This window comes from Peribacillus sp. YIM B13477, from assembly GCF_042787955.1.
Taxonomy (GTDB): domain Bacteria; phylum Bacillota; class Bacilli; order Bacillales; family DSM-1321; genus Peribacillus; species Peribacillus frigoritolerans.
In genome coordinates this window covers 93,897-106,385 of the sequence record NZ_JBHZPD010000007.1, presented here as the reverse complement: position 1 = coordinate 106,385, position 12,489 = coordinate 93,897, and the positions used below count along the sequence as shown (strand labels likewise).

The window sequence follows — 12,489 nt, the reverse complement described above, 5'->3', positions numbered from 1 at the left end:
GGGGATGCTGCAGAAGCGGCATCCCCTTTATTATGGAATAAATAAAAAACTGACTGAAAACACTCCTTCAGTCAGCTTTCATTCCCTCATCATGCAGCTTAAACTCGTTCCGCCACCAAGGTATATGTTTTCGGAAGACCGATATCATGGATTTTATGATTCGGTTCTTCCTCGAGCACTTTAATAACGAGTCCTGATTGACCTATTGACGTTATAAGTTCCCCGATTGTCCATTTACGCTGTACAACTCTTGAAAGGCTCCCTTTTTCCTCATCCGGCATATGCTTTGAAAATGCGACCTCATTATTTTCGATTGCCGGAGCGAAATAGTTGCCTGTTATTTTATGTTTTTTACCATTTGAAGTAATGAGCTTTGTTGAAATCGGATGAAATTCATGCAGTACGAATCGGCCTCCGGGTTTCAGCATCTTTTTAATTTTTTCAAATAACGGCTGCAGATCTATTAAGTAATGAAGTACACCGAGCTCCATTAAAACCAAATCCTGATTCCCTGATTCATGCTCGGATGATAGCGAAAGGACATCCGAAACGATATACTCGATGGAGACATTGGCGCCACTTGCCAGCTCATTTGCAAACATTGCGTTTTCCTGGGAAAAATCAACAACTTTCACTTCTGCTCCCAATATGGCCAGTGCAACTGCCTTAACACCGTTCGATCCCATCAAATGTGTGATTTTTTTGCCGGATATTTCCCCCATATATTTATAAAAAGGGTGCAGTCTCCATTTTGGGTTTTGTTTGATTTTTGATGCCAATTCAACGGGATTTCCATAACGATTGACAAGCGCTAAATAATTATTCTGGTTCCAGGCTTGTTCATTTTCCGCTGTGAACCCCTTCTGCTCGGCTGATAAGTAAGCATGAATCTCGGCACTGAACTTTCTCATTTCTTCTTCGTATAAATAGCTGTATAACGACCTGCACCAAACCTCCATATCCCCCATCTTTATGGATAAACGATAAGGGTCCGTTTTAATGGTCGTGTTAAACCGGCAGCGAACAGTGACAGAAATCCCCTCGACATCCATTAGAAAGAATGCAGTCTCAGGACTTCTTTCAGGCTTTGTTGGCGCGTATTCGGAAAAAAGATCCAAAGCCTCATTAAAGACATCCCATTGTACATCCATGCCGATTTTCTTATATTCATCGATATCCACTCCTTGTACGAAAAGTGCAGATCGACCTGTATATTGGTAGGGAATATTGGCTTGATCCAATATGTTCGCCATTAATGTGATTGTATGATAATAACTTGCCTTCATATGTACCTCCTAAACATCAAAAGAGCATGACAATTATTCTTCTATAGCAAATTTCAAACCGGTACTCGTAATGGCAATCAGCTCTTCATCGTGGCGATCTATGCCATAAACGAGTAATGTAACAAGCATATATATGGCTCTGAACCGGGCTAGGCTCTCTGTTTCCTTTTCGATTTCACCATAGATTTCGAAAAAAGCACTGCGCACCTCTTTTGGGAAATAACTGTATAAAAAGGAGAAATCAATGGCTGGATTCCCGATATGGACATCTCCCCAATCAATGACACCTGCGAGAACGCCTTCGTCATCAAGTAAAACATTCCGGATATGGATGTCTCCATGAACGAGCGAAATCGGATGCTGAACATCCAATTCACCTTCACCTAAGGTTTCAACAAAACCCTTAACTGCATGCGCCTGTTCAAAGTATCCTAGCTTTATTAGATTCGAGACATTTTCCATAAGTGATTTCTTTCGATAGGGTACATCAAGCCTCATCATCCCATCAGGCTGCACACCTAAACGCATAGCCTTTTCGACAGGGAAACTGTGAAGAACCTTCAAAAAGCGGGCAAATCTTTTTGCCGATTTGACCTTTTTTGCTTTTGTTCCTTCTACAGGCAAGTGTCCCTTCACCATTTTATAACCGGTAAAAGGATAAGGATACAAAGTGCTTGGTTTCCCAAAAAAGATTGGTTCAGGGATAGCAAGCGGAAAAGTGCCTGCAATGGAAGGCAAAAGCTGATTTTCCACTTGAATCAACGTAACTGCAATAGGGCGGCGGGGAAAACGGAATACAAATTGCCCATTGATTTGTATGACCGTGTTATCGAAACCCTCCCCAAGTTGCTTGATCTCTTTCAACTCAATTTCCGGAAACTGCAGCATGATCAATTTCCCTGCCAGATCCAGAGAAACTGGATATTCTGCCAACCAAGGCTTGTTCACTCCCGTCTCCCCCTTTTACCGGTTTCTCCCTCTATTGGGGCTGCTGCCAGATCCACCTCTGCGATTACTCGCGCCTTGTGTACTAGTTGATCTACGGCTGTCTCTTTGATCTCCTCGTGGATTGTCACGCTTTTGTCCACGGCCGTCTTCCGAGCGGCCACCCCGCGGATTCTCTCTCCTTGGTCCGCGGCCGTTTTCCGAACGAACTCCCCGTGAATCCTCACGTATAGGCCCGCGGCTGTTTTCCATCCGGCCTCCACGTGGTTTCTCCCTCTCGACTTCACGATTGTCCGCTTGATTTACAGAACGGTGACTGCCCCGATTCGGTCCTCTCGTATCGATCCGTTCCCGATGTTTCCTTCCCCCTCCCGAACGCGGGCGGCGGGTACCCTCATCGGAAGGGTCTTCATGCCGCTTCCTTTTTTGCCTCACCTCATCGGGTTGGAACATTTTCACTCCTTCAATCGTCCTTCTTTCAATTTTCATGGAGATCCCTTTTTCAATATCGCTTAATAGCTGAAGATCCTTCGTTGCTATGAAGGTGACAGCCAAGCCATTCTCACCCGCACGGCCCGTCCGCCCGATTCGGTGGATGTAACTTTCTGCATCCTCGGGAACATCGTAATTAAACACATGGGTCACGCCTTCTACATCAAGCCCTCGTGCAGCAACGTCCGTTGCCACTAAATATTGAAGCTTTGCGTCTCTGAAGTTTTTCATGACACGTTCCCGCTTTGCCTGTGAAAGGTCACCATGAAGCTCTTCAGAATTGAATCCAGCTGCCTTCAGGGCATCATTCAATACCGAAACGCGACGTTTTGTACGGCAAAATATGATTGCAAGGTATGGCTGTTCTTCTTTAATCATGTTGATTAATGAAGATTGTTTGGCACGATCGGTCGTCTCGATGACAAGCTGCCTGATTTTCTCGACCGTTACTTGCTCAGCCTTCACAGCGGCAGTTAATGGTTTAGTCATATATCGTTTAGCCAATTGATGAACCTGTTCAGGCATCGTCGCTGAAAAGAGCAGCGTTTGGCGCTCCTCTGGAAGCTGTTCCATGATTTCTTCCACTTCTGGTAAAAACCCAATATGAAGCATTTGATCAGCTTCATCCAGCACAAGCGTTCCAGTTTGTGAGAGATCGATGGTGCCTCTTCTTAAATGATCTAATAACCTGCCGGGCGTGGCGACCACCACGGAGATGTTTCTTGTCAGCTTTTTCATTTGCTGCTCGACATCCTGTCCGCCATAAACTGCAAGCACTTGAAGTCCTTCGATTTCATCAGCGAATTTTTTCAATTCAGCAGTGATTTGCAAAGCCAATTCCCTTGTTGGCGTTACGATCAGTGATTGTATGTGGGATGCGGCGGGATCGACTTTTTCCAGGATTGGCAGCAAAAAGGCCAAAGTCTTCCCCGTTCCTGTCTGCGCCTTCGCGATGACATCCCTTCCAGCAAGGATATCGGGTATCGATTTCTCCTGAATCGGGGTAGGGGCGGATATTCCTATTTGCTTTAATATGTTGTTAATCGCCGGGCTGACGCCAAGGTCGATGAATTCTGTCATGTATGGGCCTACTTTCTGAATTTCTTCATTTAATTTACTGATAAATCCACTTAAATGGTAACAGCTTCCTTCATTTCAAGTCATTATCCTTAGTCTAAGCTATTTGTTAGTATATCATTATCTATTTTCGAGAAAACCTGTACCTTAAAATTTTTCATCCTATTGTACTTTAGTTATTTTTCTAATATAATTTATAAGATTTATTATCCATCTATCGAGCTACTTACTTGAAAAAGGGTAAGCATCTCCTCCTTGTAGATTTTTGCAAGGATTTTTTGTATATAAAAAAGGAGTGACCGCATGTTTAAATTAAAAGAACGGAATTCAAATATTAAAACGGAAGTACTTGCGGGGCTTACAACCTTTTTAACACTGGCTTATATCATCGTTGTAAACCCCATGATCCTTTCTGATGCGGGTGTTCCCTTCGACCAGGCATTCACAGCAACCATAATTGCAATAATAGTCGGTACACTATGCATGGCCCTTTTAGCCAATTACCCAATTGTCATAGCCCCGGCAATGGGATTGAATGCGTATTTTGCATACTCGGTATTGGGAACCCATGATATCTCATACACAGTTGCCTTCTCTGCAGTCTTTGTTACCGGTATCATCTTTATCCTTTTATCCCTAACCTCTTTCCGTTCAAAATTGATCGAGGCCATCCCTAATAACTTAAAGCATGCAATCAGTGCCGGAATCGGGCTCTTCATTACCTTCATCGGACTTCGTTTGTCAGGTGTCGTCACACAGCATGAATCCAACCTGGTTACCCTTGGAAGCTTCAGGGATCCCAGTGTGGCACTTACATTGGTTGGTTTGGTCATAACGATCGTACTGATCGTTCGCAATGTGCAGGGAGCGATATTCATCGGAATGATCGTGACTGCCATAATCGCTTTCTTTACAGGCCAATTGGAAATTAACGGTCTGGTTTCCACCCCTTCCTTACCTGAAGGGCTAATAGTCGCCAATCCAATCACATCTATCGCCGATGTGATTAACTATGGGCTTTATGGCGTCGTCTTCTCTATTTTGCTTGTCATGCTTTTCGATACGACTGGTGCTTTATTGGGCATTGTCCGTCAAGCTGGATTGCTGAAGGAAAATAAGCTTGAAAAATCCGGCAGTGCCTTCTTTGCAGATTCGATCGGCACTACTGTCGGCGCCATGTTCGGCACAAGCCCGACCGCTGCCTCGGTTGAATCATCAGCTGGTGTAGGAGCGGGCGGCAAGACAGGTTTAACCGCGTTGATAGTGGCCATCCTTTTCCTAATAACCGCCTTCTTCAGCCCGCTGATAGGAGCTGTCTCAAATGTAGCGGCAATCACGGCACCTAGCTTGATCATCGTCGGAAGCATGATGATTAAGAGCATTAATGAAATTGACTGGACACACTTTGATGAATCATTCCCAGCCTTTTTGGTCATTGTCGCCATGCCTTTAACATCAAGCATCGCCAACGGGATAGCACTCGGATTCATCGCCTACCCCATTTTAAAAATGGCAAGAGGCAAATTCCGTGAAGTGCATCCGTTCGTGTACATGTTTGCCGTTTTATTTCTTTACCAACTGATTTTCCTGGCTTGATCATCTTAAGAGGAATCCTTGGTGGTTCCTCTTTTTTTAGCCCCCGCAAAGAAAAAGGAGGATATCCAACTTGTCGTCAGATATCCTCCTATATATTCACTGGTTCATTTGATCAAGAAAATCACCCAGGAGATCGTCAAGATTTTCCTCTTCAGGTTCTGTTTCTTCCTCTTGTTGTGAGGGTTCACTCAAATTCCAATCAAAGTCATCCAAATCTTTCTTAGGCAGGTCTTCCTGGACCTCCACGGGTTCCTTTTCCTCGGGCTCGGCCTGCACATACAATTCCTCGCTCAATACATTATTATTCAAAGAGGCAAGCAAGGCCGTAGCGCGTAAAGGATCGGATAAAAGGTGGTACATAATCGTTCCAAGCATAGCTTCTGAGTGGGAATGCTTGAGCCAATCACGCTGAGATTTGCTTAGCTTGTTCGGCATGGGCAGGGCAATCATTTCCCGATCCTGATGGGTGGATTGCCCGACTCCATCGAGAACATACTCAGCAATTTTACTGGAAAAATTCCTTCTTTCCGTTTCCTTCAATTTCTGCAGCTGTCTTAACGTATAGTCTGAGACATCCGAAGGGATACGAAAAGTGATGGCTTGTCCTCTTTTAATTTCAGAAGAAGCTGTTTTTTTCATTCTCTCACCTATTTAATGGAACCCGTTCTTTGTTCTTTCTTCTTTTGCTGTGACTGATTCTGTTCCTTTGCATTCCGGCGATTAAAATCCGAAATCAATTTATAATAGGCGTTTGCCATCATCCAAACGCTTTCCCGTTCATCTTCGAAAAAGTCTATATTGTAGCCATCGAAATTTTGATTCAATGTTTTCAAGTAGTCTTTCAGGACAATCGATCCCCCGCCTACAAAATAGCAGATTTCCGTTTGTGAATTTTTTTGCCATACGTTTCGAAGGTGGCGATATTGCTTTTTGGCCAGTTCTCCCAGAATACGGTCAACGATATCATGGACGCTTGTCCGGCTTCCGCGAACCATAATATGATTGCGATCATTTTTCTTCGTGATGATTTCGACGACATCGCGCCTGCTATCCAGCTCGACACCATGCTTCTTCCTGATTTCTTCACGAATCGATTCAAGGGCTTCAGCTACTCCCAAATTGAATCCTTGCGCTTTGTCATCGTCAACTTTACGATTTTTAATGACAGCGATATCCGTCGATAGTCCGCCAATATCTTGAATGAGAATTCTTCTATCTATTAATTCACGGTTAATGATATTCAAATCATTGTCCATGACTAAATTAATGTATGCGGCGAAGCCCTCTGGATAGACTTTCACTTCATCAAATTTGATATTAACCTTCATGCCTTGGTATTTCGGAGTAATTAAAAATTCCACCTGGTGGACTGAACCAAGTAATTTCGAGCGGTACCCGACGTCTTTCCCTTCTTTAACCTCCCGAAGTGGCAAGCCTGTTCCAAGCGTATAATTCGCTTCGACAACGTTATTTACTTTTTTGAACTTATCATTATTCCCTTGCTTGGCAGCATCCAATGCAATAGCCGCAAAAAGCATGACTAATGTTTGGTCTTCTTCTGATTTACTGCTCCCCAAATCCAGTTCTGTTGGGTTATCACTTTTTGTCGCTAAATTTCCGACACGATAAATGGCATTATTGTCTTGCAATGCTGGTGAATGCACTCTAATATGTAACCCTTCCAATGGGTTTTTTTCATCGAGTTCTTCGATTCCTATGACCGGACGATCTTCAATGTCTTTTGCAATGACATTTGGTATATATAGTTCAGACTCTAACTTTCCAAAAATAGCTTTAATTGCATCATTTCCTACGTCTATTGCTGCGATTCTAGAACTCATCTAAAAACATCCCCTTTTTCATAAAAAAATTTAGGTGGAGCACTCTATTAAGCATAGAAAAGGTTTCTATATTAGTCAATGCTTCATAAGTTGTAGCTTTATCTGTCGAATTGTATTCATTTGTGTACACATTAGGAACAAATATGTACACACGTTATATATAGCCGTGTGTACGCATTTGTAAACATGTTTACTTTTATGTGTACAAACTAACTGTTTTTGTTTACAAGTATACAATATTGCAAACAAACAAAAAACTAACTTTTAATAATCTTCTTCATATAAAAGAAAGCGTAAAAAAGGAGAATTTGGTCATGGTAATAAATTGGACAAACCACTAATGAAACGTCTGAAAATATTAAAATCACCGAAAAAATACAGAACTTCCTCAATATCCGTAGCCATATTGGCGCAGCACTTTATCCTTCCTTCGTTTTCTAAGCTAGAAACAAATATACCAACTGATGTCTTAATTGTTGGTGCGGAATTACGGGTATCACTTCAGCTTATCTATTAGCCAAGCAAGGTGTGAAAGCCACATTCATTGAGGCAGACCCTTAATGGAACAACAGGCCACACAACCGCAAAAATCACGGTCCAGCACGGCTTGATTTACGACCAATTTATTACTGATCACAGTGAGGAATAGGCCAGACTATACTATATGAGGCCAATACTGAAGGAACGGAGCTATCAAAGGATTGATAGAAGAACATTCTATTGAATGTACAAGATGCTTATGCTATACGCAAATACTAATGTTTGGTCCTCCTCTGATTTACTGCTCCCCAAATCTAGTTCTGTTGGGTTATCACTTTTTGTCACTAAATTTTCGACAAGATAAATGGCATTATTGTCTTGCAAGGCTGGTGAATGGACTCTAATATGTATCCCTTCCAAGTTTTTTTACATCGAGTTCTTCTATTCCTATGACTGGCCCGATCTTCATGTCTTTTGCAATGTATATATAGTTCCAGACTCTAACTCTCCAAAAATAGCTTTAATTGCATCATTTCCTACGTCTATTGCTGCGATTCTAGAACTCATCTAAAAACACCCCCTTTTTCATAGAAAAAATTAGGTGGAGCACTCTCGATAGAAGAGATTTTATATTTGTCGATGCTTCATTAGCTGTAGCTTGTTTTCAAATTGTTTACAATAGGAACAAATATGTATACACCTTATATATAGCAATGTATACGCATTTGTAAACATGTATACATATTTGTGTACAAACTATCTATTTTCGTTTACATGTATACATATTTGTAAACGAACCAAATAATGTATTTTTTTAGTCTTTCTTCTTACAAAAATAAGCGTATAAATAGTGAATTTGGGTATGGTAATAAATGGACGATTCACTAATGAACTGTATGGAGGTATTCAAATGACTGAAAAAAATACAGACCTTCCCCGATTTCCGGAACCTTATTGGCGCAGTGCGTTGACATTCCCTTCTTTTTCTAAATTAGATACAGATTTAAGCACTGATGTCTTAATAGTAGGCGGCGGAATTACCGGAATCACATCTGCTTACCTACTTGCTAAACAAGGTGTAAAAGTCACACTGATTGAAGCAGGCCAAATCCTTACCGGAACGACAGGACACACTACAGCAAAAATCACGGCCCAGCATGGTCTGATTTACGACCAGTTGATCACTGACCATGGCGAAGAAAATGCCAAGCTTTATTATGAAGCCAATACAGATGGAATGAAGCTGATTAAAGACTTGGTGGAAGAACATTCCATTGAATGTAATTTGACTGCACAGGATGCCTATGTGTACGCAAATACGGATGAATATATAAGCAAAATCCAAAAAGAACTGAGGGCCTATCAAAAACTTGGCATTCGGGGGGATTATGCGGAGAATATCCCTTTCTCCATTCCATGTAAAGCTGCTGTGATAATGAAAGATCAAGCACAGTTTCACCCATTAAAATATTTAACCGCCCTCATTTCGACAATTCTCGATGCAGGAGGCACCATTTATGAACGGACAACGGCAATGAAAATTGAAGACGGCGATCCACCAACCGTTCTGACGGATACGGGACATTCCATCAAAAGCAATCAGGTCATCGTGGCCTCCCACTTCCCCTTCAATGATGAAAAGGGCTTATACTTTGCCCGTGTTCATGTAAGTAGGTCCTATGTGCTTGGCATCAGGACTGAACAGGAGTATCCAGGCGGGATGTATTACAGTGCAGACAGCCCTAGCCGCTCCCTTCGCTATACGGAATTGGACAATGGGGAAAAACTTATACTTGTTGGCGGAGATGGCCATAAAACAGGCCAGGGAATCTCGACGATCGAGCATTATGAAGCACTGAAGGACTTCAGTGCCCAGTATTTCGATGTGAAAGACATTCCCTACCGCTGGTCGGCACAGGATATCGTGACACCGGATAATATCCCCTTCGTCGGTCCAGTGACAGCCAACCAAGAAAACGTCCTGATAGCTACCGGCTATGCGAAATGGGGAATGACGAATGGATCGATTGCCGCCAGGATCTTAACTGACCGGATTTTGCAAAAAGATAACCGGTATGCGGAATTGTATGATCCTGCCCGTTTAAAAGGCGTGAAGAATATTCTTCAAGATAATGCTGATGTGGCGAAGCATCTGATCAAAGGCAAATTGGCTGTCAATCATAAAACCCCGGAAGACATAGGAATTGATGAAGGAGCAATCGTGAAGGTGGATGGAGACAAAGCTGGGTGTTACCGTGACCATGATGGCCAGCTTCATATTGTTGATTCCACATGTACACACATGGGGTGTGAAGTTGCCTGGAATAGCGGCGACCGTACTTGGGATTGCCCATGCCATGGCTCCCGCTACTCCATCGCTGGTGAAGTGTTAAATGGTCCTGCTGTCGAACCATTGAAGAAAATTCGCTAACTGCCAATTTGTGATTTTATCTAATAGTCGACTGGGCCCGCCGTTTTCCTTATACTGAAGTTACTGCATGGTTGAATGGCTGCAAATAACTCTGAAAAGGAATGAATCGAACATGAACGGTAAAAACCGGAAAGATATTACCCCAGGTGCCTCTGTGGACATTGTACTTAAAGCAGATCAACGCACCGGAAAACTGACAAGCGGCACTGTAAAGGATATTTTAACCAACTCCAGCACCCACCCTCATGGAATTAAAGTAAGATTGACTGATGGCCAGGTGGGCAGGGTTCAAGTCATTCATAAGTAATGTGCACTCGGTCCAGGCCGAGTGTTTTTTTGTGTTTGTTCGATGAATTAATGACAAAGGGGGATATTTCAATCATGTTTCCCATTCATAATTCGTACAATAGGGGTGAGATTATCTCTATAAAAAGGCTGGTGTCAAAATGAATCAAGAATACAATGCCCCCTTTAGGGATCATTACCGCACCGATGAACATATATTGAAAGTTTCCGGCTCAGAGACGCTATCTGCTGCTCCGGATCAAGCCACGATCACCCTTGGAGTCATAACAGAGGATGAGGACCCGCAAAAGGCCCAGCAAGCCAATTCCCAAGCAATCGCAAATGTCATCGCATCACTTAAATCCGCGGGCATTCCCGAAGAGCAATTGAAAACGAGTGATTACAGAATCGATCCACAATATGATTATATTGACGGAAAGGAATTGTTCAAGAACTACAAAGTCCAGCACATCATACAAGCCCAAACGACCGACATCGAGAAAATAGGCAGCATAATCGACACGGCCGTCAGAAGCGGTGCCAATTCAATCACCAGCATCCGCTTCTCTTTATCCAATCCAGATGCATACTATAACCAGGCACTTTCTCTCGCTTTAAAAAATGCATACGAAAAGGCTCTTTCCATGGCTCGAACGCTAGGAATCTCATTGAACCCAGTCCCTAATAGGGTTGAAGAACTATCTGAAACGGCAACTCCAATGCTTTTTCAAACAAGTACTCTTTCAAAAATGGCGACTACCCCGATTCAGCCTGGTGAATTGAACATAACTGCCTCAGTGAGGGTGGAATACTCGTACTAGCACTCACTTAATTCCATCATAAAAAACCCCCCTTAACCTAAAGGGGGATTCAGACTGTAGACAAATTAGAGAAGAACTAATTTACTTTCAATTCGGTTAAAAAGGTTCTCCGTCGACTGTCTGCCAAGCCTCCTCACCGGCAAGCGTCCCCGGGGTCTCAGCTAGCCAGTTATTCGGCAGGAGTGTCGCAAATTTCTTCAATCTAGTAAGGGTTTCATTCCTATAATCATGTTAAAAATATGCAGGATAATTCAGTATTCCACTAAAATCATGGTTCTAGGATGGGCGCAAATGGAACCCCCCTTGGCAACCCAAAGGGGGGTTTTTCATTTTAAAAGACTACCGTTTTATTTTCATGAACAATGACGCGGTCCTCCAAATGCCATTTAACGGCACGTGCCAGCACCCGGCGTTCAGCAGAACGACCGATTTTCTTCATATCCCCGGCAGAATCACGATGGTCCACACGTTCGATATCCTGCTCGATGATTGGACCTTCATCCAAATCATTCGTCACATAATGGGAAGTCGCCCCAATCAGCTTAACACCCCTGTCATAAGCTCGTTCATAAGGCCGTGCTCCAATGAAGGCAGGTAAAAATGAATGATGGATATTGATGATCCTGTTCGGATGGGCCGCTACGAAGTCCGGCGTCAATATCTGCATATACCTGGCCAATACAATAAGGTCCACTTTGAATTCTTCCAAAAGTCCAAGCTGTTTAGTTTCCACTTCCTTACGTATATCCTTATTGGCAGGAATGTAATAAAACGGGATGCCCATCGATTCGACAATTTCCCTCGTATCTTCATGATTGCTGATGACCAGTGCAATGTCAGCCAATAAATCCCCGCTTTGCCACTCCCATAGCAATTCCAAAAGGCAATGGGGTTCCTTTGAAACGAAGATTGCCGTCCTCTTCAGATCACTCACATGATTAAATGTCCATTGCATCGAGAATGCTGTCGAAACTTCCTGGAATGCCAGTTGCATATCCGCTGCCTTGTCATTCAATCCTGGACAATCGAACTCGATCCTGGTGAAAAAGGTACCGCCCTCAGGATTCATCGAATACTGACTCAATTCAACAATATTTGCATCATATTCTTTAAGAAAAGCCGTAACTGTCGAAACAATTCCCGGCTGGTCCGGACATTTTATAATTAAACGGCCTCTATCTTGATTTCTTTCGCGATATTCCTGTAACTGCTCTTGCACAAAGTTGCTAACCATT

Annotated in this window: 10 protein-coding genes and 1 pseudogene; 4 read left to right on the top strand and 7 right to left on the bottom strand. The window is 42.9% G+C overall.

All coding sequences use genetic code 11. The features are described from left to right. Nucleotides 1-98 precede the first annotated feature (98 nt). From ACFX4H_RS19670 to ACFX4H_RS19660, 3 genes are read right to left on the bottom strand one after another with little or no spacing between them, the layout of a single operon-like run. Nucleotides 99-1,286 carry a class I SAM-dependent methyltransferase gene (locus tag ACFX4H_RS19670; protein ID WP_262870346.1) on the bottom strand — a complete coding sequence of 396 codons (1,188 nt, stop codon included), beginning with the start codon at nt 1,284-1,286 and terminating at the stop codon, nt 99-101. Between the two features lie 33 nt (nt 1,287-1,319). Beyond that, nucleotides 1,320-2,234 carry a phosphotransferase gene (locus tag ACFX4H_RS19665; RefSeq protein ID WP_377436067.1) on the bottom strand — a complete coding sequence of 305 codons (915 nt, stop codon included), beginning with the start codon at nt 2,232-2,234 and terminating at the stop codon, nt 1,320-1,322. 15 nt (nt 2,235-2,249) lie between these two features. Further along, nucleotides 2,250-3,803 (bottom strand): DEAD/DEAH box helicase, encoded by a 1,554-nt coding sequence (locus ACFX4H_RS19660; protein WP_241636680.1) that lies wholly within the window; start codon nt 3,801-3,803, stop codon nt 2,250-2,252. A 300-nt stretch (nt 3,804-4,103) separates the two neighbouring features. On the opposite strand from ACFX4H_RS19660, the gene ACFX4H_RS19655 reads away from it, so the two are divergent. Then, nucleotides 4,104-5,396, top strand: a complete 1,293-nt coding sequence (locus ACFX4H_RS19655; protein ID WP_377436066.1) for an NCS2 family permease — start codon at nt 4,104-4,106, stop codon at nt 5,394-5,396. Nucleotides 5,397-5,492: 96 nt separating this feature from the next. Here ACFX4H_RS19655 and ACFX4H_RS19650 read toward each other — a convergent pair whose 3' ends face one another. From ACFX4H_RS19650 to ACFX4H_RS19640, 3 genes and pseudogenes are all read right to left on the bottom strand, one after another. Then, nucleotides 5,493-6,035, bottom strand: a complete 543-nt coding sequence (locus tag ACFX4H_RS19650) for a hypothetical protein (RefSeq protein WP_034316023.1) — start codon at nt 6,033-6,035, stop codon at nt 5,493-5,495. Nucleotides 6,036-6,043: 8 nt separating this feature from the next. Continuing rightward, entirely contained in the window at nt 6,044-7,237 is a 1,194-nt protein-coding gene (locus ACFX4H_RS19645) for a ParM/StbA family protein (RefSeq protein ID WP_034316026.1), read from the bottom strand. Nucleotides 7,238-7,978: 741 nt separating this feature from the next. Then, nucleotides 7,979-8,284: pseudogene (locus tag ACFX4H_RS19640) on the bottom strand (ParM/StbA family protein); the annotation flags it as partial. 343 nt (nt 8,285-8,627) lie between these two features. Between ACFX4H_RS19640 and ACFX4H_RS19635 the strand changes: the two are divergent. The 3 genes from ACFX4H_RS19635 to ACFX4H_RS19625 all read left to right on the top strand — a co-directional run bounded on the left by ACFX4H_RS19635 (nt 8,628) and on the right by ACFX4H_RS19625 (nt 11,254). Beyond that, complete coding sequence (locus ACFX4H_RS19635; protein ID WP_377436065.1) at nt 8,628-10,148, top strand: FAD-dependent oxidoreductase; 1,521 nt, start codon at nt 8,628-8,630, stop codon at nt 10,146-10,148. Between the two features lie 112 nt (nt 10,149-10,260). Next, a complete protein-coding gene (locus ACFX4H_RS19630) occupies nt 10,261-10,455 on the top strand; it encodes a YwbE family protein (RefSeq protein ID WP_034316239.1) in 195 nt (64 codons plus the stop codon). 139 nt (nt 10,456-10,594) lie between these two features. Continuing rightward, complete coding sequence (locus tag ACFX4H_RS19625) at nt 10,595-11,254, top strand: SIMPL domain-containing protein (RefSeq protein WP_098185048.1); 660 nt, start codon at nt 10,595-10,597, stop codon at nt 11,252-11,254. 331 nt (nt 11,255-11,585) lie between these two features. Here the strand turns inward: ACFX4H_RS19625 and purU are convergent, their stop codons facing one another. Then, nucleotides 11,586-12,488, bottom strand: coding sequence for a formyltetrahydrofolate deformylase (gene purU / locus ACFX4H_RS19620; protein WP_034316032.1), 903 nt, complete (start codon nt 12,486-12,488; stop codon nt 11,586-11,588). Between the last annotated feature and the right edge of the window lies 1 nt (nt 12,489).

Excerpts from the sequence above, each read along its gene's own strand:
- ACFX4H_RS19670 (WP_262870346.1), bottom strand. The coding sequence starts at position 1,286 with ATGAAGGCAAGTTATTATCATACAATCACATTAATGGCGAACATATTG.
- ACFX4H_RS19660 (WP_241636680.1), bottom strand. The coding sequence starts at position 3,803 with ATGACAGAATTCATCGACCTTGGCGTCAGCCCGGCGATTAACAACATA.
- ACFX4H_RS19655 (WP_377436066.1), top strand. The coding sequence starts at position 4,104 with ATGTTTAAATTAAAAGAACGGAATTCAAATATTAAAACGGAAGTACTT.
- ACFX4H_RS19650 (WP_034316023.1), bottom strand. The coding sequence starts at position 6,035 with ATGAAAAAAACAGCTTCTTCTGAAATTAAAAGAGGACAAGCCATCACT.
- ACFX4H_RS19645 (WP_034316026.1), bottom strand. The coding sequence starts at position 7,237 with ATGAGTTCTAGAATCGCAGCAATAGACGTAGGAAATGATGCAATTAAA.
- ACFX4H_RS19635 (WP_377436065.1), top strand. The coding sequence starts at position 8,628 with ATGACTGAAAAAAATACAGACCTTCCCCGATTTCCGGAACCTTATTGG.
- ACFX4H_RS19630 (WP_034316239.1), top strand. The coding sequence starts at position 10,261 with ATGAACGGTAAAAACCGGAAAGATATTACCCCAGGTGCCTCTGTGGAC.
- ACFX4H_RS19625 (WP_098185048.1), top strand. The coding sequence starts at position 10,595 with ATGAATCAAGAATACAATGCCCCCTTTAGGGATCATTACCGCACCGAT.
- purU (WP_034316032.1), bottom strand. The coding sequence starts at position 12,488 with ATGGTTAGCAACTTTGTGCAAGAGCAGTTACAGGAATATCGCGAAAGA.